Genomic DNA, 22,778 nt, shown 5'->3' with positions numbered 1-22,778 from the left:
GCAGTGCCGCGCAGGCGGATCAGTCGACCCCGTTCAGCGCGTCGGACAGCGCGTTGATCAGGTTGTCGATTTCGCGCTTCTCCGCGATGAACGGCGGCGCGAGCTGGATCGTGTCGCCGCCGTAGCGGACGTAGAAGCCCTTCGCCCAGCAGCGCATCGCGATCTCGAAAGGACGGCGTGCCGGCTCGCCCGGCGCGGCCGCGATCGTGAAACCGGCTGCCAGACCGAAGTTGCGGATGTCGGTGATGTGCCGCTGGCCCCTCAGGCCATGCACGGCGGCCTCGAAGTGCGGTGCCAGCGCGCGCACGCGGCCGATCGCGTCTTCCTTCTCGAGCAGGTCGAGCGTCGCGACGCCCGCCGCGCATGCGACCGGGTGCGCCGAATACGTGTAGCCGTGCGGGAACTCGAGCATGTACTCGGGGCCGCCCGCGGCCATGAACGTGTCGTAGATCTCCTTCTTCGCGATCACCGCGCCGAGCGGCTGCACGCCGTTCGTCACCTGCTTCGCGACGTTCATGATGTCGGGCGTCACGCCGAACGCCTCGGCGCCCGTCATTGCGCCCGCGCGGCCGAAACCGGTGATCACTTCGTCGAAGATCAGCAGGATGTCGTGCGCGGTGCAGAGGTCGCGTAGACGCTGCAGGTAGCCCTTCGGTGGGATGATGACGCCCCCCGAGCCCGAGAACGGCTCGACGATCACCGCCGCGATATTCGACGCGTCATGCAGCGCGATCAGGTCGAGCAGGCGGTCGGCCAGCTCGGCGCCGCGCTCCGGCAGGCCGCGCGAGAACCCGTTTTCCCGCAGCTGCGTATGCGGCAGGAAATCGGCGTCGAGGCCCTGGCCGAACAGCTTGCGATTCGGCCCGATGCCGCCGACCGAGATGCCGCCGAAGCTCGCGCCGTGGTAGCCCTTCTCGCGGCCGATCAGGCGCGTCTTCGTACCCTTGCCCTTCGCGCGCCAGTACGCGCGGGCCATCTTCAGCGACGTGTCGGCCGCTTCCGAGCCCGAGCCGGTGAAGAACACGTAGTCGAGCCCGGCCGGCGTCAGATCTTTGATCCGGTTCGCCAGCTCGAACGACTTCGGATGGCCGAACTGGAACGCCGGTGCATAGTCGAGCTGCGCGACCTGGCGGCTCACCGCCTCGACGATCTCCGTGCGGCCGTGGCCGAGGCCCACGCACCAGAGGCCCGACAAGCCGTCGAAGATCTTGCGGCCTTCGCTGTCGGTGTAGTACGCCCCTTGGCCAGAAACGATCATGCGCGGATCGGCCTTGAACTGGCGGTTGCCGCTATACGGCATCCAGTGCGCGTCGAGCCATTCGGCGTCGGTGCGGAGCGTTTCTGCTTGTTGCGATTTGGTCAGAACGGTCATATTGGTCGGCGCGGCGCGCCCCTCGTCGATGAAGGTGTTGCACATTATTGGTTAGCCAATTAGCCTTTTAAATATCGCAATATCAATATTCACTTGCGCATTCATGCAAACAAAGAAACCGAAGAGCCGGGCGCTGCTCGGCCAGCTTAGTGACATGGACCTGCGCCTGTTGCGGGTCTTCAAGGGCGTCGTGCAGTGCGGCGGGATGGCGGCGGCCGAACTGGAGCTGAACATCGGCATCTCGACGATCAGCCGCCACGTGAAAGACCTCGAAACACGCGTCGGCCTCGTGCTGTGCCGGCGCGGACGCGCGGGCTTTACGCTGACGCCCGAAGGGCAGACGGTCTACGAGGAAACGCTGCGGCTGCTCTCGTCGATGGAGGCGTTTCGCAGCCGGATCGACGGAATTCACGACCGGATGGGCGGAGAACTGCATATCGCCGTGTTCGACAAGACGGCGACCAACCCGAACGCGCGACTCGGCGACGCGATCCGCCAGTTCGCCGACGAGGCGCCGGACGTCGCGTTGAACCTGCACGTCGCGTCGATCAACGAGGTCGAGCGCGGCATCATCGACGGCAGCTATCAGGTCGGGATCATCCCGGCGCACCGCAGTTCGGGCAGCCTCGTCTATGCCGACCTGTTCGACGAGCGGATGCTGCTCTATTGCGGCCGGCAGCACCCGCTGTTCGACGCGCCGCACGGCAAGCTGACCTGGACCGCCATCCGCAAGCACGTGTTCGCCGGGCTCGGCTTCCACTCGCCGAACATGCAATTGAGCCACCGCGCGAAGCTGACGCGCAGCGCGACCGCGTCCGATCAGGAGTCGATCGCGACGCTGATCCTGTCCGGCCGCTATCTCGGCTTCCTGCCGGATCATTACGCGGCAAGCTTCGAGCAGAAGGGGCTGATGCAGGCGATCGCGCCGCAGCGCTTTCATTACATATGCCGTTTCGTGAGCCTCTTGCGCCTGTCGCCGCGGCCGTCACGGGCGGCGCTGCTGTTTCAGTCGTGTCTGGAGGCCGCACATGCGTCGGTGCGGCCGAAGAAAGCAGTCGCATAAAATTGCTTTCAAACGGCTGACTTGCCTTGAAATAGACTGGCACTATACGAGCAGCGCTCAATAGGATCGCAAGTGAGCTAAGACGCCGCGCTGCGGAATTGCGACACGGCGGCTTTCGCGAACGCGCGAACGGCCGGCGACAATTCGCGCCGCCTGCTCGCCAAAGCGAGATGGACGGGAAACTCGAAATTGGCGATTGGCTTGAAGCACAGGCCGGGTTGGGTGAAAGTGCGCATCGATTCCGGTACGACAGCGATGCCGTAACCGGCCGAGGCCAGACTTAAGCCGGATATGAAATCCTGGACCCGATAGTCGAGGAGGGGCGGGAACCCCCCCACGTTTCCCAGTGCGGACAATACCTCGCTGAATCCCTCGTCCTCTTTGAACTGGGGCGAAATGAAGGACTCTCCCTTCAGGTCACGCGGCGTCAGCTTGCGACGGTTCGCTAGAGGATGATTCTCTGCGAGCGCGACCATGAGGCGCTCGGTTTGAACGATTGTAGCCACGATCCCCGAGGGGTACTGACGTCTCGGCCGCACGATGCCGACATCGATCTCGCCGCTGTCGAGCGCCTCAAATTGCCGAGGCGTCTCCATCGAAATCACTTCGATCCGCACATTCGGATGCGAAAGACGAAAGGCTCGCAGCATGCCGGAGAGCACACCGCTAGTCACCCCCGACGCAACGGAGCCGATCCGGACGACGCCAGCCAGTCCTCTCGCTGCCAGCCGCCCGATTTGATCCGCGCGTTCAATATGCCGCAATGCTGCCACGGCTTCCGCATGGAACAGCTGTCCCGCGTCTGTCAGCGTGACGGGCTGACGCTTGTTCCGGTTCAGCAGGCGAACGCCGAGTTCGCGTTCGAGCCGCTGAATCTGGGCGCTCAACGCAGATTGAGCGACATTCAATCGATCGGCCGCACGTGCGAAGTGCAATTCCTCGACCACGGCAGTGAAGTAACGAAGTTGCCGGGTGTCGATCATTTAATCTGAATTTCCGGTTAAAGATTCGCGATTCGTGTCTGGATGCTATCAAAAAAGAGCGCTCAAATGTAGCCTTGACCTTTACGGAGGAACACCATGGAAGCCCTGCACGCTGACGCGACTTTCGCTTCACAGGAGACACTTTTCCGCGTATCGCAGCACCCGACGCACCACCGGATCATGCACGTGACGGGTGATCGTGATGCGCTGGCTCGGTTTCTTCAAGATGCTCGGGATATCGATGTTGAAAATCTCGAATACGTCCCTTATATGCGCTATCACCTCGCTGACCTCTTGGTCCAGCGTCTAGGCGACGCGTTCGCCAGCACGCTGGTCGCGTTGATCAAGGACCGCCGCCATGGCGGCTTCACCATGGGGCTTCAAGGACTCTCTGACGATCCCTCCGATTTCGTCAAATTCGGTACCGCCATCGGTCACATTCTCGGCCCAGGCAACCACGACGCCATGTCCGGCAAGTTCTACGCGCGCTTCGTCGTGAAGCATACGGACGATAGCGACTCCTACCTCCGCCAGGCCTACCGATTGTTCACGATGCACACCGACGGCACCTTTGTGAGCGAGGCAACGGATTGGCTGCTGATGATGAAGTTCGCCGAAAAGAACGCGATTGGCGGCGAATCGAGATTCCTGCATCTCGACGATTGGGAAGAGCGCGACCCGTTCGTGAATCACCGGCTCGGAACTCAGCCATTTCTTTACAAGGCGCCGGGTTCCAAGAACGTCAGCGAAAAGATCGCACGACCGCTCTTTTTCCAAGGTGAGTTTGGTTTGTCGATCTCGTTCATCGACCAGTTCGCGCAACCCGCCAATCGTGAAGAGGCGGCATTTCTTCATGCGCTCTCCGAATCAATGGAGGCATCGGATGGCACCAAAGAAGTGGTCTTGCCGGTGGGCGACCTGGTCGTGTTGAACAATTACTTCTATCTCCATGGCCGTGCGCCGTTCGAAAAGAACGAATCGCTGTCCCGAGAGCTAATGCGACAGCGAGGCATGTTCGCGCAGTGATGCGCTTGCGGCTGGATGCTCCGCAAAGTCAATCGTTCGAACGCGGGGCGCCAGCTAGTTGTGGGACGGGTTTTGTGGAGAGTCAAATGAACGACGACGTCGACGGCGCAGCCGTACACCCTGTGCCGTCTGGCGGGACACCGAATCAGACTGCATACAGCGTCAGGAGCAATGTACCTTCGCGGCTTCGCGGGATACTTTCGTTAGCGGACTTTGAGGTGGCAGCGCGAGGTTTTCTTCCGCGCCCATTGTTCGGATATATTTCCGGCGCAGCCGAGGACGGCCTGTCTCTGGCTGCCAACCGGGCTTCGTTCGAACGGCTGAAATTCCGGACTAGGGTGCTTGTCGATGTGTCGCGTCGATCGCAGGCGACCACGATTTTCGGAAAGCGCTACGCGTCGCCATTCGGAATCGCTCCCGTCGGGATCAGCGCGATCTCGGCGTATCGAGGCGATGTCGTACTGGCGACGGCGGCGAAGGACGAGAACATCCCTGCGATCATGAGCGGCTCCTCGCTCATTCCGATGGAGACGGTCCGGACCGCCGCTCCGGACACCTGGTTCCAGGCGTATCTCCCTGGTGACCCTTCTCGCATCGACGCTCTCATCGACAGAATCACCGACGCGGGATTTTCGACGCTGGTTATCACAGTCGATATTCCCGTGTGGGCAAATCGGGAAAATAACGTGCGCACGGGATTCTCGCTGCCGCTGCGGCCGTCGCTGCGTCTCGCAATCGATGGCATCACGCGGCCCAGATGGCTGGCAGGCACCTTTCTGCGCACATTGATCAACTACGGCATGCCGCACTTCGAAAACTCGTTCGCAACCCGCGGCGCACCGATGCTATCCGTTTCGGCGATTCGGGACACGACAGGGCGTGATCATCTTTCGTGGACAGATATTCGGCGAATACGCAATCGCTGGAGCGGAAACCTGGTGATCAAGGGAATTCTTCACGTTGACGATGCAAAGCAGGCGGCGGCAATGGGTGCGGACGGAATCATCGTTTCCAACCACGGTGGCCGCCAGCTGGATGGTGCGGTGGAACCGCTGTGCGTCCTGCCGCAGATCACTGACGCTGTTGGCGACAAGATGGTCGTGATGATGGATAGCGGAATCAGAAGGGGTGGAGACGTGCTCAAGGCACTTGCGCTTGGGGCGCGATTCGTATTCCTCGGACGACCGTTCATGTATGCCGCCGCCGTGGGTGGCGCGCCTGGTGTGCGGCACGCCATTTCGCTGCTCAGAGACGAAGTGGACCGAAACATGGCGATGCTCGGCACGACTTCAATCAGCGATTTGTGCAGGGAAATGATTTGTGGGGAGGCTTGCGAACGTTGACGCGGACACTGCCGTCTCGTTCGTCCCAGAGTTCGAGTGCAGGCGCGCGAACTGCCGCGCCTGCCTCCTCATGCCTTAGCCGGCCTGCGGGAAGTCGCGGCATTCAATCCGTGCCTTAAGCTATTTATCGTGGATGCCAGCTTAGTGCTGGCGGTTCGACTGAGATAAGGGCACCGAGGATAGTCAATTCTTCGCGCCGATCATGAGCGGGGCGGCCGCGAACGAGTTCGAGCTAACCGCGGAGAGACGTTTTAGTTCGTCTTCCACGAATTCCATTCGATCCTTACCCCAAAAGAGCTCTTCGCCGACATAGATGCTGGGAACGCCAAAAATGCCGCGTTCGACGCCGTCGTCAGTGCTTTTCGCCAGTTCCTGGCCGATTTCTTCGCTTGCACTCACTTCTTCAAACCAGTCAGCATCCACGCCCAGCGCCGTGACCAACGGCCGTAGCCCCGCGTAATCAACGATGGAAGCATCGCCGCGTTCCCAATATGCGTCGAGCACACTTTCCGCGAATTCCAGTTCCAGGTTTTTGCGTCTCATCGCAAGAGACCCTCTCAGAACGCGGCTCGACTTGATGGGAAACTGACGCGGAATCGAAAATGGCAGGTTGTACTTTTCGGCCCAACGCATCAAATCTCGCTTCCGGTTGCGAAGCTTCGACTTCGGCTCTTTCATGAGCTCGTAATTGTTCGACTTGAATACATGACCAAGGTTGTACGGATGCAGGATCAGTTCTGCGTTATTGCGAGCAAGTATCGGCTTAAGGAGCTTGAACGCGAAGTACGTGTTTGTGCTTCCGATATCCCAATACAGTTCAACCTTTTGCTTGACCATCAAAGTCGCTCCTTGTGCATGATTAATGTTTACCGGGGATTCCAGGCAACATTGTTAGTCTATTTTTGTGGCTCAGATTAGGCCAATATTGATTCAACATCCCGGTATAAGGCGAAGGTATCGTTTGTTCGCGAGCCGTTGCGCCGACCGCGGCCTGTTCCATGAAAGGCGGTAAAGATCGAAGATTTCATCGCAACGGGTAGCACGCCTGACTGGTGAGGTGGCGCCCCAACGAATTCACGAGAACACGAAAATATTGCGGCTGGCGATTTCGAATCGCACATTAACTATTCGTCAGCGGTCTCCGCCGACCAATGGCACTTCTCGCTAACTCGCAGCGTTGTCCATTCTTCGGCCACTGTCGGGTGAAGCGCGACCGTTCGATCGAAGTCCCCCTTGGTAGCGCCGGCACGCATTGCGACGGCAATCAACTGAATCATTTCCGCTGCACCGTCGCCGATAACCTGAGCTCCGAGAACCTTGTCACTGCTGGCGTCGACCAGCAGCTTGAAATGAATCCGCTCGGTGCTCGCCGTTATGGAGGATTTCATCGGCCTGAAGTCCGTGCGGAATATTTCGAGCGTGGGACACCGCTGACGGGCCTCAATTTCGTTCAAACCCACAACCGCGACTTCAGGTGTTGAGAAGATCGCCGTGGGGATGTTTTGATAGTCGAAGTAGGAGAATTGAGTGCCGAAAGATCGGTCCGCGAACGCCTGCCCTTCGCGGATAGCAACGGGCGTTAGATTGACCCTGTTCGTGACATCTCCGACCGCATAGATCCATGGAACCGAGGATTGTGCTGTGTCGTCGACGCGTATGGCTCCCTCGGGATCAAGCTCCACGCCGACTGATTCGAGTCCAAGGCCGCGCGTATTGGGAAGGCGACCGGCAGCGAGGATGACGGCCTCGACCTCGAGGCAGGTCCCGTCGGATAGCGTAGCTCGCAAATTTCTGTCTGTGCGGTCAATGCGTTTCAGTGTCGCGTGAAGTCGCACACCGATGCCACGTTTGCGATAGGCTCGCTCGATTTCAATCTGCACATCATTGTCGAAACCACGCAGTAGTGCCGTTCCCCTATGTAGCAGGTTCGTTTGTACCCCCAGACCATGCATGATCCCTGCAAACTCAACTGCTATGTAGCCGCCCCCGACGATCAGGACGCTTCGTGGCAGATGTTCAAGCTCGAATACTGCGTCCGAGTCGATGGCATGTTCGATGCCCGGGACGTCAAACCCGCGATTCGGTGTACCGCCCGTGGCAATCAATACGCGTCTTGCCCGGTATCGGTGGTCAGTTCCCTCGATACGTACTGTCTGATCGTCTTCCACGACTGCCCGCCCGTCGATCAACGACACACCGGCCTTGGCAAGGCCTAGTCGATAGAGTCCTTCCAGTCGGGCGATTTCAGTGTTCTTGTTACGTAACAGTGTCGGCCAATCGAATTGAGCGTTGCTCAGACTCCACCCAAAGCCGACCGCATCACTGAATGATTGCTCGAGGCGGCTTGCGTATACGAAGATTTTCTTCGGCACACATCCGCGAATGACGCACGTTCCACCCACCCGGCTTTGCTCAGCTATCGCAACCGTGGCACCGTGTCCCGCGGCGGCGCGAGCGGCACGTACGCCGCCTGAGCCAGCGCCAATAACTAAGAGGTCTACGTCGAATACGTTCATCTTTTGGGCAGGCTAAATGTCACCTGTGTGCTGGTTCAGGATGGTTGAAGGGTGTTGGTAGCGAGCGGATCTTGCACAAGAACGCCATCGTTGTATAAAGCCGCGATTTGTTCCTTTGAGAGACCCACGAGTTCATGAAGAATTTCCGAGTTGTGCTCGCCTAACAGTGGAGCTCGCAGATCTTTGGCCTCGGTCCATCGAGAGAATTTCGCTGGAAAGCCGGGGATGTCGAAATCGCCGAGATGGTCGTCGTGAACACGCCTCACGGTTCTGCGCTCGCGCACATGTGGATGATCTATTGCCTCAATCAAGGTGAGCACCGGCGCGCTCGGGATTCGCTCCCGGTCCAACTCGAGGAGCGCCTCATCTCGGCTGGGAAATCGCGCGAGCCAGCCTTCGACGATTGCTTTCAGCTGAGCATCGTTTTCACGTCGAAGCCTTGCAGTCGCAAACCTCGGATCCGTTGCCAATTCGGGCAATCCGAGTGCGCGGAGAAACTGCTCCCATTGGTGGGGGAGAACGGCCAGCGTGATAAATGTTCCATCGGGATGGCGAAAAATGCCTGTAGGGCCACCGTCCGGATGTTGTGATCCGGTGCGCGTCGGGTTGAATTTCGGTCCGAGCATCGAAACCCTCGGCACGTTCCTCTCGTGCATCTGAAAGTACGTGTCCAAGAGGGACGTTTCCACATACTGACCTTCGCCTGTGCGTTCCCTGTGCAAGAGAGCGAACCCGACCGCCATGGCTGCAGTAATGCCAGTAGCACAATCGCCGATCGCCATCGTAATCAAGGCGGGGTCGCCGTCCGGCTCGCCGATCAGGTCCGTAATCCCTGCGTATGCCTGGCCGATATAGTCGTAGCCGGGTTTGATACTCAGCGGCCCGCTTTGGCCCGCTAGCGAGATGGAGCACATTACCAGCCGCGGATTGATGGTCTTCAGCGTCTCGTAGTCCAAGCCGGCCCGTGCCATCACCCCCGGCGCGAAATTTTCGACTAACACATCTACGTTCCGGATCATCGACTTGATCAGTTCGATGCTTTCGGCTCGTTTGAAGTCGAGCGCGACGCTTTTCTTCGAGTGATTATGTTGATAAAAGTAGGTGCTTTGAGACGATCGCTCGAACGGCGATTGACGGGGCCGAACGCCTCCCGCGCGAGTTCTGTCACCGTGCGGAGCGAGCTCGATTTTGATGACTTCAGCGCCCAGTTCCGCAAGGATGCGCGTGCAGGTCGGGCCAGCCACGACCTGAGCAATGTCGAGAACGCGGTAACCCGTCAGCATGGCTGTTTTGCTGGTCATGCGTGTTCTCCTCCGTCAGCGCGTTGTCGGCCGCCGAACTGCTTGTCGCCAAACAGGTTGTTCCAACGTTCACCTGAAGGCCGTTTGCCGCTTCTGTCAATTTTTTCCTTGAGTACATCAACGCCACGCTGCACTGCAGGCCGAGCCTTCATTTCCCTATACCAGCGCTGCAGAGACGGAAAATCCTCTAGCGCCTGTCCCTGCCAGTTATGAGGACGGATCCAGGGAAATGTGGCCATGTCAGCGATGGAATAGGTGTCCCCAGCCAGGTACGGCACCTCCGCCAAACGTCGGTCCAATACGCCGTAGAGACGGCGCGCCTCTTTGGTGTATCGATCGATGGCGTATTCGATCTGTTCAGGGGCGTATTTCCGGAAGTGGTGGGCCTGCCCCAACATGGGTCCGATGCCACCCATCTGGAGCATGAGCCACTCGGTGACCCTGAAGCGTTCTTTGGTGTTTTGCGGAAGGAATTTCCAGTCCGCTTTCTCCGCGAGATAGAGCATGATCGCGCCGGATTCGAACAAGGCGAATGGCGCACCTTCCGGCCCGTCATGGTCGACGATTGCGGGGATCTTGTTATTCGGACTGATCTTGAGGAACTCCGGTTTGAACTGTTCCCCTTTTCCGATATGTACCGGAATGACGTTGTAGTTCCAGCCGAGCTCTTCTAAGAGGATTGACACTTTGTATCCGTTTGGCGTGGACCAAAAATATAGATCGATCATGACTTTTCCTTGTTGAGTGTGGCGCCGTCGCACGGAGTAAGCCGACCGTCGTCGACGCTCCACGAAGCCTCGCCCGGATACGTGGCCTCACGTCCGCTTGGCGGGTGTGCATCTCCGGCTGAAAGAGGAGCGGACGATTGGTTGATGTGTCTCACCGTTGTCCTAGATACCGTTCGTCGTCACTGCATCGTAAGAAATTTGACGCAATTGCGACAATACCGATGCGAACATGGGGTATAAGAGGAAGATATGGCTGGAAGCACGCTGCAGGTTCCAGCTCACAAAGCCACTTCCGGTGGCGCAGTACACCAGTTGCGAGACCGGACGATCAAGCCGAACTGGCAGTCGCGCCGGCATCAGGAGACGTAGAAATGGAGATTCGCCAGCTTAAGTATTTCATCCGCATCGTGGAGCTCGGGAGCATGTCACGGGCAGCCGCAGATCTCTTCATCGCGCAGCCGGCGCTAAGCCAGCAGATGGTTCATCTTGAAAGCGAGTTGAACGTAAAGCTGCTCGCGCGCAGTGTCCGTGGCGTGACCCCAACTGAGGCAGGAAGTGTGTTCTATAGACACGCACAGGCGGTCTTGCGGCAATTGGAGCGGATGCGTGAAGACGTTCAGTCAGTGACCGAGGATCCATGCGGCGTGGTATCGATAGGCATGCCCACCAGCGTGGCCAACATACTTGCCGCGCCGCTGATGCTAGCCATGCAGTCGCGCTATCCGAAGATTCAATTGCGGATTACGGAGAGCTTGAGCGGGCATCTTGAGGAATTGATAGCAAACGGTCGCCTGGAGTTAAGCGTGCTGTTTGGGCGCGAGCGTCAGTCCAGTCATTTGACGGTTCGGCCGCTTGTCAACGAACAACTCTTCTTCGTGTGCGCTCAGCGTCACGGGCATTCGTCTGCCGGACGCTTGACCCTGGAAGACGCCGCTCGTGAGCGGTTTATCTTACCGAGCAAGTCGAACGCCACTCGGCAACTCATCGAGCGCATCTTTAGCGAGCGAAATCTAGACCTGCAGATCGCGGCCGAACTCGACTCGCTCTCGACCATCGCCTCGGTGGTGAGTAAAGGCCTGGGTGCGACAATAACGTCTCTTTCAGCAGTTGCGGCCGACCTTACCGCAGGGAAGTTAGTGGCATTGCCATTGGAGGGGGGAACTGTTTCGCGACTCGTCAGCCTGTGCACATACGATATCGTGGCTTTAAGCGCTCCGGCTCAGCGTGTCGCGGAACTGATCCCTTTGGTGGTTCACGAGTTGCTTGATTCAGGAGAATGGCGCGGTGCGACGGCCGCCCCGCAACTGGCCGAATTCGCGGCAGCGGTAGCGTAACCCGTTGCACCGACCGGGGCATACGAATCGCTTATACCGCTAGTCGGAAGCGCTATTTCCCAGCTGACTTCTGTATGCCTAAGATGGTTCCGAACATAAGTTTGTCCATCCGCCCTCGGGCGGATGGACAGATTCATTCATATTGTCGGAACTAGCGAATGCAAAAAATCCTCGATGGCGTGGTCGTACTGGATCTAACACGCTTCTTTTCCGGTCCCCAGTGCACGTTGTTGCTTGCTGGGCTGGGTGCTGAGGTAATCAAGATTGACGACCCGAAGACCGCCGATCCGACAGCGTCAGCGCCGCCGTTCGTTGGACCTCTCGGTGTCTCGTTGCATCGACAAACGGACGACGATTTCGGCATCGCCTATCTGAAGCGGGCAAGAAACAAGAAGTCGATGGCATTGGACCTGAAGAGCGATGCTGGGCGCCAGCTTTTCTTCGATCTTGTCGAAAAAGCTGACGTCGTTGTTGAGAACTTCAGCGTTGGCGTCACCGACAGGCTCGGAATAGGGTATCGCGCTTTGCAGGAACGACGCCCTGATCTGATTTATTGCTCCCTCACGGGCTATGGCTCCAGCGGACCTGCGTCCGGTTTGAAGGCGTACGACCTGATGGTGCAGGCCGCCACCGGCTTGATGAGCATCACAGGGCAGCCGGGAGGCTCGCCTGTAAAAACTGGCTCGCCACTGTCCGACGCCGTTGCGGGAGTGTTCGCAGCAAATGGCGTGATCGCTGCTCTGCTGCATCGCTTTCGTACGGGGGAGGGGCAAGCCATTGACGTGTCGATGGCGGATTGTCTTTTCTCATTGATTCTCGATGAACCGCTCGATTGCTACTCCGATCTAGGCCTTGGGTATCAACAGGGAAATCGCATCATGCGGTTTTCCCCATTCAACGCTTATCCCGCTCTTGACGGTTGGGTCGCGCTCGGTGCCGCCACAAACGCCGACTGGCTCAAATTGCTTGAGATCATGGGCCGCGCGGACCTAAAAGCTGACCCGAATATGATGGAGCTGAGTTGGCGAATAGAGAACAACGCGTATGTGGATCAGATTGTTTCCGACTGGACGCAAGTGCGCGCCAGAGATGAAATTATCCGAGTTCTTGAAGCAGCTGCACTTCCATGTAGCCCTGTGCGCACCGTAGACGATGTTATGCGTTGGGATCATTTGCGTGAACGCAAGATGATCACTCGGTTGCGTCATCCCGTCAGCGGGGAAGAACTCTGCGCGCACGCTCCTGGATTCCCGATCAAGTTCAGTCGAACTCCGGGAGGCTACGAGAAACCGGCGCCTATCCCAAAAGCACATAGCGACGAGCTGCTGCACCGTTTTTTAGGTCTAGATCAGGAATATCTGGATGCCATGCGGAATCAAGGCGTGATTTAGCCGGAAAACGTCATGTATCAGTGAAATTGTCGATATGAGTTTTGAGAAGTTAGTTTAACTAAAAAGTGACGTGTGAGACCGACGTTCCGACGCACCCACGTGAGCCACTACGGAACGATATTGGTAAAGGAGACAACATGAGAGCAGGTGTCGTCAATGCAGGGGCGAGACTAGATCGTTTGCCCATCACTCGTTTTCATTGGAAGGTCCTTGGACTCATCAGCGCCGGGGCTTTTTTTGATTCGTTTGATATTTTTTTGGCCGGAAGTGTCGTTGCTGCGATGATCAATGAGCGATTCGCGGATCTACAGACTGGAGCAATTTTCGTCTCAGCGACTTTCGTTGGGATGACAATCGGTGCCGGACTTTCTGGAATCGCGGGCGATCGTTTTGGCAGACGATATTCGTATCAGTTAAACCTCGCCTTATTTGGTATTGCGTCCCTGCTTGCGTGTTTCGCGCCTGATATCAGGACGTTAATTGGTTTGCGCTTTCTCATGGGCGTCGGGATGGGTGCCGAACTAGTGGTTGCCTCGGGCACGTTGCTCGAATTCATTCCACCAGCATCGCGTGGTCGCTGGATATCGATGCTTGGCTTCGTCATTAATTCCGGGTTGCTTGCGGCCAGCGCTGTCGGATATTACGTGATACCGGCGCTTGGCTGGCGATGGATGTTTGCGGTGGTCGGTATTGGTGCCCTGTTTGTCTGGATTTTGCGCCATAGAATGCCCGAGTCTCCACGATGGCTCGAGTCACGGGGCAGAAACGACGAAGCCGAACAGGTGCTGTGCAGGATAGAAAGCGAAGTATCGAAACGGGCAGGTCCGCTCCCACCGGTCACGGAGGTGCGGGACGTACCGGTCTCGCGAGCGCCGCTCAGTCGGATCTTTTCGGCAGGGATTCGCGGCCGCACGATCGTGGCGGCCCTAACGAATATGTCTATCAACGTGTCGCTGTATGGCTTTGTGGGATGGCTGCCGACCTTTTTTATCAGGCAGGGACTGACAGTCGTGCATTCGCTCGGATTCACACTTTTGATGTCGTTTGGCGCGCCAGTTGGGGCGTTAGTGGCTTTCGTAGTTGCGGACCGCTTGGGGCGAGCGCGCGGCATCACTGTCTTTGCGTTATTGACTATCGCACTGGGATTTGTGTATTCGTCAATGCGGGCAGAAATCCCCCTTGGAGCTGTCGGCTTCATTCTCGTGACCTCCATTTACACTATCACCACCTTGGGGTACTTCGGCTTTATTCCTGAGCTATTTCCGACCGATGTTAGATTGCGGGGGACGGGATTTGCTGCAGTCTGTGGCCGGGGTACGTCCATTGCAATGCCGTACGTAACGCTGGCACTTTTCAGTCTGTTCGGCGTCAGTGGGGTTCTCAGTATGGTCTCCGGCATGCTGGGTCTGTTAGCAATAGCGATTGCCGCGCTGCGAATCGAAACAGGACGTCATGCGCTGGAAGACATCGCGGCTCCTGTGGAATCCGAAAGCGTCAAGGACGTTGTCCGAAGACCGTTGTGATGGGGGAGACGGTCGTTCGAGCTAGCCCATCGCTCATGCCCAGGCTGCAGTCGATATGGCGCTGGCCGACGAGTAATCAATCGGGAGCCCGTCAGTCGACCAACTCGCGCAACCATCTCCGGCCCGGCCGGCGTGCTACTGCACCGGATTACCGGGACTTATTCCTGTCTGCCAGGCTGGCTCCGTTGACGCGGAACTGGACCGTCTTCGTAAGCTCGGCAAACGCCGCTTCCTGTGGCGACAGTTCGGCGGCACGTAGCACCAGCCACATTGCAGAGCGCGCGGCCTTCTCGCGCAGCGGCCGGTACGTCACACCGTTGACATTGATGCTGCTCAGTGACGCCGGTACGAATGCGATGCCGAGCCCCGCTGCGACAAGGCCGATGATGGTCGGCACTTCCCGCGCCTCCTGTGCGATTCGAGGCGAGAAGCCCGCCTGGCGACACAGCGCAACGATCTGTTCGTAGACGCCGGTACCGCTTTCGCGCTGGTACATGACAAATACCTCGTCGGCAAGTGCGCTGACGGGCAGTGCATCGGCGCGGGCCGAGAGTCGATGCTGCGGAGGAAGCGCGACCACGAGCGAATCCTCGAACAGGGACGTCGCACGGAGTGTGGGCGGAAGATCCGGTCGCCTTGCACTGCGAACGAATGCCACTTCGAGACGTCGCTCGATCATGGCGGTCAGCTGCTCCTGCGTGGTCAGTTCCTCCAACTGCAGGTGGACATCCGGAAAGCCCTGGCGATAGGCCAGAGGGGAGCACGTCGATCAAAGTATCGGGAGCCGTTGAAGTCAACGTCTCCGACTCGATCGCGTTCGCAGTTCGCGCCGGCATGGGTATCGGCAGGCGTCCGGTGTTCGCAGCCCGGCAGGGGCTCGCGGATGGGAGCCTCATTCGTGTATTGCCGCAGCATACGCTTCAACGAATAGATATTTACGCACGTCATCCGTCACGGAGGTACACGGACGCGAGAACCAAAACCTGGGTGGAGTTTTTGCGGACATATCTTCCCAGGACGATGGCGCGGAACAATGAATCTCTGGTCGAAGTAAGCAGTTCGCCGCGACACTCAACTGAGTTCGGCAAGTGATCCTCAGCCGGACATGAGCGAATCGAATCGTGGCACCTCGTAGTTGAAGGGGCGCGACGACCCGATTCCGCATCGAGAGAACCTTTACCAATGTTAAAACTAGTCCGGCTGGCGCCGGTCCCCGAGTCCGCTCATGGATAAGCGCAGGATCATGGTCGCCGTCGCCGGCGCATGGCTCGCCGGCTGTTCGTTCGCTCCCGCCTACCAAGTCCCGGCGACGCCGATTCCGGCGACCTACAAGGAGGCCGGCAGCTGGCAGATAGCGCAGCCAGTCGACCGCATCGAGCGCGACGTGTGGTGGAAGGTCCATCGCGATCCCGAACTCGACCGGCTCGAGCCGCTCGTCGCCACGGCCAATCCCGACGTGCGGGCAGCAATCGCCCGCCACGACGAAGCGATGGCGTATGAGCGTCAAGCGGAATCGGGCCTCTATCCGACGCTCGGTGCCGACGCTCAGGTGTCGAGAAACGGGCAATCGGAGCGGCGTCCGCTTCGCTTCGGGGCCGTCCAGCCTTCAACTTACGACGCCAAGCTCGCGGAGCTCGTGTTCGACTACGACCTCGATCTTTGGGGCAAGGTCCGCAATGCGCTTGCGGCGGGCAAGGCGCAGAGCGAGGCCGCCGCCGCCGATCCCGCCTCCGAGGCGGTACGCGCTACCGTCGCCGTACGGTGAAGCGCTGCGACTCGCCCATTCGCCAGCGCGTTTGGCGAATGCGTCGAACCGAAGCGCCGGTTTCGATGTCGCAAATATGGCCACCCGGGCGGCATCGACTGCACGGTGTTCGATGACGACACCGTGGCCGCGTTCAACGTCGGGACAGATGCTTTCCCCACCACCCGAGCCCGACGATTGCTGCGTTTCATCGCCAAGACTCAACCTCCATGATGTAGAGGCCGCCGTTGTAGTCGGTCGAATAGACGATGCCGTTCGAATCCACAAAAACATCGGCGGATTGGATAACTCGTGGACGGTTCGGGCGTTTGTCCATCAGATGCGTCGGTACGGGTGGCACCAACGCCGCAATTTCCACCGGCCGGTGCGGATCTCGTATGTCGAAGGCGCGTACGCCCGCATTCTGATACGTTGCGAAGATAATTTCGGAGTTGACAAACGACCCTGGGCGGTTCTCATGTAAGTTATGAGGCCCGAAGTGTCCGTGCTTCGATTTGTAGTCGGCCTCCGAAGGCGACGGAAATGTCGAGATGCTGACCGGATTCGCCTTCTCGCGGGCGTCGAACACCCAGATAAACTTCTCACCATCTTCTTGATGGTCAAGTACCGCTTCGTCGAGCACGACCAGCAGATCACGGTCCGGGAGTGGCAAGCAGTTGTGCGTGCCGCCGCCGAACGGGGGCGACCAGTTTCGATGGGTAATCAATTTCGGTGCCGACCGGTCAGCCACGTCCAGGATGACCATCCCGGCGTCCCGCCAGGCGCAATAGGCCGTATCGCCATGAACAATCGGGTGGTGCAGGCCGTACCGTCTGGAGTCGTCCCAGGAAGGCACCTCTCCACCGGCGGCATCCATGCCTGGCAACCAGAATCTGCCAGCTTCTTTCGGGGTCCGGGGGTCGGACATATCAATGGTGATGAAGATATAGTCCGTATAGCCGTCGAGAAGCGCCGACGCATAGGCCCAGCGGCCTCCGGTGTACCACACGCGGTGGATTCCGCCTCCATTCACTGGCATGAAGCCGATTTCGCGCGGAGCGCCCCCGTCTGAGATGTCATAGACCGCTAGTCCGGCGCGCCAATGACGTCCGGTGCTCGGCCTACTGGCCGTGCCTACCTTCTGACCAAGCGCGCCGCTGTAGTACGCGCGCTCGTCCTGAAACTCGGTAGCGGCGAACATATCTTTGGCGTTGATCACAAGCAGTAAATCGTCGTGCGCCTGCAGGTGGATGTTCCAGGTATCAGGCGGGGCAGGGACATAGTTGACCGCGGTCGGTTTCGAAGGGTCCCGCACATCAACGACGCTGAATCCTTTTGAGAACATGTGGCCTACGTATGCATAGCCGCGATGGACCATGAGCTGTACGCCGTCAGCGCGGCCACCCTGGTCTGAGTGGCCAATGATCCGCATGTTTCTCGAAAAGTCGGGGACGGGTAGGTCGGAAATAGTCATTTCGAGCTCTCTAGTTGATTTTCGTGCCTAACGTGCAGCCAAAAAATCATTGCGTTTTGAGGAAGTCGGACGAAGCCGTGTTCTTGAGAATCCAATGCGCGTCATGTGTGGTGTTATTGTCGTGCGACATCAGCAGATACCCGCCGAGCGTACGGCCACGTTCCACCGCTTTTAGACCAATGTCCAAACGGTCATTTTCGAACTGCGCGAGTGCCTGTTCGATGCGCACTGTAGGGTCACGCAGAACATCAGCAAGTTTCTGTGCATCCGCCGCAGCTTTGGCGACGCCCATGCCAATGTGAGGACGGCCAACGGAAGCGGCGTCTCCGATAAGTGCGACACGCCCGAACACCATCTTTGGAGAGAAGTGGTCGTAGATCGGCGTGAAGAATGGTCGGGGAATCGCCCTCAACGTGTCACGAAACGACGGCGGAAGCTGTTCTTCGGCTGCACGTTTGATCTCGTCGATCAGATCCTGGCGAACCTTCGGAGGCGCGATCGAAAGCGAATGGTAAGCTCCATTTTCATCTACCAGCATCGTCTCGAGCGTTTTCTTGTCGACTGGCCGGTACCAGACCCAGTTGTACCTCCGACGGCCTCGCTCAAGCGCATGATCTTGTCCGGGAATGGGGTAACCGATGACCTCGTTGTTCGGCGGCAAGAAGAACGCGAACTTGTCGAAGATCGTGTCTCTGGCGGACTTTGGCATTGCACCCTCGTCTGCGACACCGCGCCAGATCACGTAGCCTGCATAGATTGGCTGGACATCCGGCATATAGATGTCCCGAATGATCGAACGATATCCATCTGCTGCAATCAGAAGATCGGCTTTCTCGACGCGTCCATTTGAAAAGCGGGCCGTAACACCTGAGGCGGACTGTTCGACGGATTGCAGATTACAGCCCAAATGGTGGTGCTCGCTTGGAATCGTCGCGCGCATCAACTGGTGGAGCCTATCCCACGAAGTCACGATCTGCGGAAAGTCCAGGCGTTCGACAACCTGGTCATTTTTGTCGACAGCGATTCGTTCATTGATCGCGACACCAAGTTGCTCGATGTTTGCGCCGCTTTCCGTCAGCGCGTCCAGAAGTTCACGGTGTGTGACGATTCCGGCCCCGCGCCCAAACAACTCCACGTCAGAACGTTCGAATAGATCGACGGACCAACCGGCCTTGCGTAGCAACGCGGTTGCAAAGAGTCCGGCCATGGAAGCTCCGATGACGAGCGCCCGATGCGGGGACGACGAATTGTGATGTTGATTCATTGCTCCACCTCGCAATAAAGTGCGTTTTCAATAACAACGTATTTCGGCTTATTCGGAATTCCCAATCGAAACTACGTGGCCGCGGCAGCCGGGTAGCACTGGCGTCCTATCTTCTGTACTCGTCGAAGCCGAGAGAAATCGAAGAAGCTCATGAGCACGGTGGCGATGCACGGAGGCGCGAACACCATCAAGTTCGCGGCGAGGGGTCAGCGCCAGATTTCCACGAGCTTCCCAAAAAGAAATTGTGCGAGCGGCCCGCTTATATAGGATCCGGCCATCGCGGCGGATAGGGCGATCCAATTTGTGCGGGATGCGCGCTTCTAGCGAATCCAGATTGAGCCAGGGTCAAGCTGTAGGTCAGCCGAATTTCGCCGAGCAAACGCGCGAAACGCCTGGCGGTCCATCGTGTTAAACATGTACGAGCCGCCAGAGTCACGACAGGAGCGAGTGCGTCGCGAATGGGCTGGTAAGTATGGGTCGTCAGGGTTGGATGTCACAATGCACTCCGTGAAGGTAGGGTACGTATCGGTCGCCGGGTCGGCTTTATGCGCCTTCCGCTGAGGCTTGCGCAGCTACCGCATCCCCGCTATCCGACCGAGTCTCGGCATTTTTGTGCGCGATCTTTAGAAGCTCAGCGAAGTGCACAACTTGGCGCCCCGTCTTTTGCTGGATTTGCTCTCGGCAACTGAAACCGTTCGTCAGGATGAACGCCTGCTTAGGGGCTTCCCGGACAGCGGGCAATAACACGAGCTCGCCCGCATTCGCAGAAATCTCCTGATGCTTTGGATCAAAACCAAATGAGCCGGCCATCCCGCAGCACCCGCTGTCGAGCCACGTCGCGTTTACTCCCATGGCACCGAGAATTGCTCTTTCACCAGCCACGCCGAAAAGGGACTTCTGGTGGCAGTGCGCGTGGACGATCACCTCGGCGTGAAATTCAGGCGGCCGATATCCGCTTATATTGAGAAAGTCGGCAAGCAGGAAAGCGTTGTCGGAGAGGGCCTTCGCTCGTGGATCATCCGGAAACATCTTCAGCAGTTCGTCCTTGAACACCGACATGCAGCCAGGCTCCAGCCCGACGAGTGCGACGGCGGCATTGTCTCCATCAAACATAGGAGACAAGGTGTCGAGAATCGCCCGCAAACGCTCACGGGCCACGTCGAGGTAACCATAGTCGTAGAGCGGTCGACCGCAACAGAGGCGCCGCGTGGGTAACTGCGTGTCGAAGCCGGCGATCTCCAGTATGTCGACTGCGGCATTGGCTATTTCTGGATGGAAATGCTCGCAGAAGGTGTCCACCCAAAGAACCACCTTCTTCAGCGATCGCACAGGCGTTGCGGGCCGACGTTTGTGCATTCTGCTGTGAGTCTGCGGCGCAAATCGGGGCAGCGTCCTGCCCGAAGCAACACCGGCGATTCGCTTTGCGACGGAGGAAATGACTGGCGTTCGCGTAAGCGCGTTCGCGAGCCCGGGTAGGCGACCGGCGATGGGTGCCCAGTCCCCGATGCGGCCCATGGATATCGCCTGCCGAGGACGTCTCCGGCGTTCGTAATAGTGCGAGAGAAATTCGGCCTTGTACGAGGCCATGTCCGTGTGCGTGGGACAGTCGCTCCGGCAACCTTTGCACGCAAGGCAGGTATCCAACGCCTCTTTCACCGACTCGCTTTGCCAACCTTCGCGGACCAAGTCGCCCTGCAACATCTCCCAAAGAACCCTTGCGCGTCCTCGGGTCGAAAAACGCTCGTCGTGCGTCGCCCGATAGCTGGGGCACATCGTGCCCCCTTGTTCGGCGCGACAGCGCCCCATCCCTACGCAACGCTCCACCGCGCGTTGGAAGCCGTCTCCCTCAAGACTCCTAAATTGAAGCTTTGTTGAAAAATTGACTACCTTGTAGGCGGGCCCCGTACGCAGGTCTTCATCGAGGCGGCGTGCATCGACGACCTTACCGGGATTCATGAGGCGCTGCGGATCCCAAATCCTCTTGAAGGTGCGCATCGCCTCCATCAGCTCGTCGCCGAACATGATCGGAAGCAATTCGCCTTTCGCCTGCCCGTCGCCGTGTTCGCCCGACAGTGAGCCGCCGTAGTCGACGACAAGCTGTGCGGCTTCGCGGGCGAACCGCCGATACTCGAGTACCCCTTCCGGGTCTCTGAAGTCGAACGTGATGCGCGCGTGAACGCACCCATCGCCGAAATGCCCAAACAGCGAGGTCCTGTAGCCATAGCGATCTACCAAAGCCTGAAAGGCACGCAGATAGTCCCCAAGCCGATTCGGATCGACGGCGGCATCCTCCCAGCCGACTTTGGGATCCGGCTCGCCGGGATTGATCGTCAGTTGTGTACTGGAGGCGCCGTTCTCGCGGATGGACCAGATGCGCTTTTGGTCCTCTCGACTCGCGAGCAGCTTGCGGGTCGGTACCGGTCCGTTGCTCCGGCTGCGCAGCTTCGCAGCGGCGCCTTCCGCGTTGGCAACCGCCTCTTCAGGCGTCTCGCCTCCGAATTCCATCAACACCCACGCATCGCCCTCAGGCAGCATCGCAATCTCGGAAGCCGCCAGTTTCCGTGCTTCGAGTCCTCGAATGATTTGGCGATCGAGCCCCTCGATGGCGAGCGGCGAGCACTGCAGAAATTCCGGTACCGCGTCGGCGGCCACATAGATGTCGGGAAACCCGAGTGCCAGAACGACGCGATGCGCGGGACTATGAACCAAACGGACACGAGCGCGAAGCGTCAATGCACACGTTCCCTCGGTTCCCACCAGCGCGCGAGCGACATTAAATCCATTCTCCGGCAGTAGCTGATCCAGGTTATAGCCGGAGACCCGGCGGCTGATGTTCGGAAATCGGCTGCGGATCAAGTCCGCGTACTTGTCGCGGAGCGCCCGCAGGGCCGCGTAGATTTCACCCTTTCGCCCGCCTTCTGCGATGATGCGTTCGAGCTCCTCCTCGCTGGTCGGCCCTACCCAGAACCGGGCTCCGTCGTACGTCAGAACTTCGATATCCTCAATGTTCTCGAGTGTCTTTCCGGCCATCACGGAGTGTGGACCGCAAGAGTTATTTGCAATCATCCCGCCCAGTGTGCAGCGGCTATGAGTAGATGGATCCGGCGCAAACGTGAGTCCGTGCTGTTCGGCCGCGTCGCGGAGCTGATCGCAGATCACGCCGGGCTCAAGAAGCGCCGTGCGCGAGGAAGGGTCTAATTCTATGATGCTCGCACAGTGGGCGGATATGTCGAACACGACAGCCGTGTTGACTGTTTGTCCGCTCATTGAGGTGCCCGCGCCTCGCATCAGGACCGGTGCGTTGTTGCGCCGGCATACTTCGATTCCTTTGATCAGTTCATCGATCGACCTGGGGATGACTACCGCCAGCGGCACTTGTCGGTAATTGGAGGCGTCGGCCGCATATGCGGCCAGGTGTCCCTCGCCGAAATGCACTGACGCGCCCAGAGCGGCGACCAGTTCGTGGCGGAGCTTGACCCATCGCGCTTGCGATCCATTGCTCCCGGCGGGCGATTGATCGCCAGGCGCCGGATCCGGTTGTGACAATTGACTTGTCAACATGATGAGCCGGAAAAGTCCGTAAATATTTCTCGTTGCATTTCAAGTTTCCTTATTGGCGCAGACGCTCATGCACTACCACGATGCCCCTCAGGGAACGCGTGTGTACTCGCAGGTCAATCCGTTCGTAGTCCCCGCCGCATATCTCGAGTTGCAGG

General features: G+C 58.7%; 18 protein-coding genes. 8 read left to right on the top strand and 10 right to left on the bottom strand.

Translation table 11 applies throughout. The features are described 5' to 3' along the window. Positions 1-19: 19 nt before the first annotated feature. A complete protein-coding gene (gene aptA, locus J3489_RS13190) occupies positions 20-1,372 on the bottom strand; it encodes an omega-aminotransferase AptA (protein ID WP_206999019.1) in 1,353 nt (450 codons plus the stop codon). A gap of 103 nt (positions 1,373-1,475) precedes the next feature. Between aptA and J3489_RS13185 the strand changes: the two genes are divergently transcribed. Beyond that, complete coding sequence (locus J3489_RS13185) at positions 1,476-2,435, top strand: LysR family transcriptional regulator (RefSeq protein WP_206998623.1); 960 nt, start codon at positions 1,476-1,478, stop codon at positions 2,433-2,435. Positions 2,436-2,512: 77 nt separating this feature from the next. Here J3489_RS13185 and J3489_RS13180 read toward each other — a convergent pair whose 3' ends face one another. Then, a complete protein-coding gene (locus tag J3489_RS13180; RefSeq protein WP_206998620.1) occupies positions 2,513-3,418 on the bottom strand; it encodes a LysR family transcriptional regulator in 906 nt (301 codons plus the stop codon). Positions 3,419-3,514: 96 nt separating this feature from the next. On the opposite strand from J3489_RS13180, the gene glaH reads away from it, so the two are divergent. Both glaH and J3489_RS13170 read left to right on the top strand, forming a co-directional pair. Beyond that, positions 3,515-4,444, top strand: coding sequence for a glutarate dioxygenase GlaH (glaH, locus tag J3489_RS13175; RefSeq protein ID WP_206998617.1), 930 nt, complete (start codon positions 3,515-3,517; stop codon positions 4,442-4,444). Between the two features lie 86 nt (positions 4,445-4,530). Further along, complete coding sequence (locus J3489_RS13170) at positions 4,531-5,787, top strand: alpha-hydroxy acid oxidase (protein WP_206998614.1); 1,257 nt, start codon at positions 4,531-4,533, stop codon at positions 5,785-5,787. 183 nt (positions 5,788-5,970) lie between these two features. On the opposite strand, the gene J3489_RS13165 is transcribed toward J3489_RS13170, so the two are convergent. The 4 genes from J3489_RS13165 to J3489_RS13150 all read right to left on the bottom strand — a co-directional run bounded on the left by J3489_RS13165 (position 5,971) and on the right by J3489_RS13150 (position 10,332). Beyond that, positions 5,971-6,624, bottom strand: a complete 654-nt coding sequence (locus J3489_RS13165; protein ID WP_206998611.1) for a 2-hydroxychromene-2-carboxylate isomerase — start codon at positions 6,622-6,624, stop codon at positions 5,971-5,973. Positions 6,625-6,911: 287 nt separating this feature from the next. After that, a complete protein-coding gene (gorA, locus tag J3489_RS13160; RefSeq protein ID WP_206998608.1) occupies positions 6,912-8,303 on the bottom strand; it encodes a glutathione-disulfide reductase in 1,392 nt (463 codons plus the stop codon). 35 nt (positions 8,304-8,338) lie between these two features. After that, entirely contained in the window at positions 8,339-9,604 is a 1,266-nt protein-coding gene (locus tag J3489_RS13155) for a CaiB/BaiF CoA transferase family protein (RefSeq protein WP_206998605.1), read from the bottom strand. Next, the gene (locus J3489_RS13150; RefSeq protein ID WP_206998602.1) at positions 9,601-10,332 is read right to left on the bottom strand and encodes a glutathione S-transferase N-terminal domain-containing protein; all 732 of its coding nucleotides are present in this window, start codon (positions 10,330-10,332) and stop codon (positions 9,601-9,603) included. Before J3489_RS13150 ends, J3489_RS13155 begins: the two co-directional genes overlap by 4 nt. A gap of 371 nt (positions 10,333-10,703) precedes the next feature. Between J3489_RS13150 and J3489_RS13140 the strand changes: the two genes are divergently transcribed. The 3 genes from J3489_RS13140 (at position 10,704) to J3489_RS13130 (ending at position 14,580) form a co-directional block, all read left to right on the top strand. Next, entirely contained in the window at positions 10,704-11,666 is a 963-nt protein-coding gene (locus tag J3489_RS13140) for a LysR substrate-binding domain-containing protein (RefSeq protein ID WP_206998599.1), read from the top strand. A 158-nt stretch (positions 11,667-11,824) separates the two neighbouring features. Further along, entirely contained in the window at positions 11,825-13,057 is a 1,233-nt protein-coding gene (locus J3489_RS13135; protein ID WP_206998597.1) for a CaiB/BaiF CoA transferase family protein, read from the top strand. Between the two features lie 137 nt (positions 13,058-13,194). Beyond that, positions 13,195-14,580: an MFS transporter gene (locus J3489_RS13130; protein WP_206998594.1), complete on the top strand. Its 1,386-nt coding sequence runs from the start codon at positions 13,195-13,197 to the stop codon at positions 14,578-14,580. A 148-nt stretch (positions 14,581-14,728) separates the two neighbouring features. On the opposite strand, the gene J3489_RS13125 is transcribed toward J3489_RS13130, so the two are convergent. Then, the gene (locus J3489_RS13125; protein WP_206999017.1) at positions 14,729-15,334 is read right to left on the bottom strand and encodes a LysR family substrate-binding domain-containing protein; all 606 of its coding nucleotides are present in this window, start codon (positions 15,332-15,334) and stop codon (positions 14,729-14,731) included. On the opposite strand from J3489_RS13125, the gene J3489_RS38805 reads away from it, so the two are divergent. Both J3489_RS38805 and J3489_RS13115 read left to right on the top strand, forming a co-directional pair. Further along, positions 15,232-15,672, top strand: coding sequence for a LysR substrate-binding domain-containing protein (locus J3489_RS38805; RefSeq protein WP_206998592.1), 441 nt, complete (start codon positions 15,232-15,234; stop codon positions 15,670-15,672). The genes J3489_RS13125 and J3489_RS38805 overlap by 103 nt on opposite strands. Positions 15,673-15,805: 133 nt before the next feature. Continuing rightward, entirely contained in the window at positions 15,806-16,345 is a 540-nt protein-coding gene (locus tag J3489_RS13115; protein WP_206998589.1) for a TolC family protein, read from the top strand. Between the two features lie 187 nt (positions 16,346-16,532). On the opposite strand, the gene J3489_RS13110 is transcribed toward J3489_RS13115, so the two are convergent. The 3 genes from J3489_RS13110 to J3489_RS13100 form a co-directional block, all read right to left on the bottom strand. Continuing rightward, on the bottom strand, positions 16,533-17,798 hold the full coding sequence (locus J3489_RS13110; RefSeq protein WP_206998587.1) for an LVIVD repeat-containing protein: 1,266 nt from the start codon (positions 17,796-17,798) through the stop codon (positions 16,533-16,535). 46 nt (positions 17,799-17,844) lie between these two features. Continuing rightward, complete coding sequence (locus J3489_RS13105; RefSeq protein WP_255555068.1) at positions 17,845-19,062, bottom strand: FAD binding domain-containing protein; 1,218 nt, start codon at positions 19,060-19,062, stop codon at positions 17,845-17,847. A gap of 543 nt (positions 19,063-19,605) precedes the next feature. Beyond that, positions 19,606-22,623, bottom strand: coding sequence for an FAD-binding and (Fe-S)-binding domain-containing protein (locus tag J3489_RS13100; protein WP_206998582.1), 3,018 nt, complete (start codon positions 22,621-22,623; stop codon positions 19,606-19,608). Between the last annotated feature and the right edge of the window lie 155 nt (positions 22,624-22,778).

Origin of the sequence: Trinickia mobilis (assembly GCF_017315705.1) — a bacterium.
GTDB classification, from domain to species: domain Bacteria; phylum Pseudomonadota; class Gammaproteobacteria; order Burkholderiales; family Burkholderiaceae; genus Trinickia_A; species Trinickia_A mobilis.
Note: the sequence above shows the minus strand (reverse complement) of the source record. Positions and strands in the feature narration are given on the sequence as shown.

Bases quoted from the DNA above. Each gene is read 5' to 3' on its own strand.
- J3489_RS13100 (WP_206998582.1), bottom strand. From the start codon at position 22,623: ATGTTGACAAGTCAATTGTCACAACCGGATCCGGCGCCTGGCGATCAA.
- J3489_RS13155 (WP_206998605.1), bottom strand. From the start codon at position 9,604: ATGACCAGCAAAACAGCCATGCTGACGGGTTACCGCGTTCTCGACATT.
- J3489_RS13165 (WP_206998611.1), bottom strand. From the start codon at position 6,624: ATGGTCAAGCAAAAGGTTGAACTGTATTGGGATATCGGAAGCACAAAC.
- J3489_RS13115 (WP_206998589.1), top strand. From the start codon at position 15,806: ATGGATAAGCGCAGGATCATGGTCGCCGTCGCCGGCGCATGGCTCGCC.
- gorA (WP_206998608.1), bottom strand. From the start codon at position 8,303: ATGAACGTATTCGACGTAGACCTCTTAGTTATTGGCGCTGGCTCAGGC.
- glaH (WP_206998617.1), top strand. From the start codon at position 3,515: ATGGAAGCCCTGCACGCTGACGCGACTTTCGCTTCACAGGAGACACTT.
- J3489_RS13110 (WP_206998587.1), bottom strand. From the start codon at position 17,798: ATGACTATTTCCGACCTACCCGTCCCCGACTTTTCGAGAAACATGCGG.
- J3489_RS13105 (WP_255555068.1), bottom strand. From the start codon at position 19,062: ATGAATCAACATCACAATTCGTCGTCCCCGCATCGGGCGCTCGTCATC.
- J3489_RS13150 (WP_206998602.1), bottom strand. From the start codon at position 10,332: ATGATCGATCTATATTTTTGGTCCACGCCAAACGGATACAAAGTGTCA.
- J3489_RS13170 (WP_206998614.1), top strand. From the start codon at position 4,531: ATGAACGACGACGTCGACGGCGCAGCCGTACACCCTGTGCCGTCTGGC.
- J3489_RS13180 (WP_206998620.1), bottom strand. From the start codon at position 3,418: ATGATCGACACCCGGCAACTTCGTTACTTCACTGCCGTGGTCGAGGAA.
- aptA (WP_206999019.1), bottom strand. From the start codon at position 1,372: ATGACCGTTCTGACCAAATCGCAACAAGCAGAAACGCTCCGCACCGAC.
- J3489_RS13185 (WP_206998623.1), top strand. From the start codon at position 1,476: ATGCAAACAAAGAAACCGAAGAGCCGGGCGCTGCTCGGCCAGCTTAGT.
- J3489_RS13135 (WP_206998597.1), top strand. From the start codon at position 11,825: ATGCAAAAAATCCTCGATGGCGTGGTCGTACTGGATCTAACACGCTTC.
- J3489_RS13140 (WP_206998599.1), top strand. From the start codon at position 10,704: ATGGAGATTCGCCAGCTTAAGTATTTCATCCGCATCGTGGAGCTCGGG.
- J3489_RS38805 (WP_206998592.1), top strand. From the start codon at position 15,232: ATGCCACTTCGAGACGTCGCTCGATCATGGCGGTCAGCTGCTCCTGCG.
- J3489_RS13130 (WP_206998594.1), top strand. From the start codon at position 13,195: ATGAGAGCAGGTGTCGTCAATGCAGGGGCGAGACTAGATCGTTTGCCC.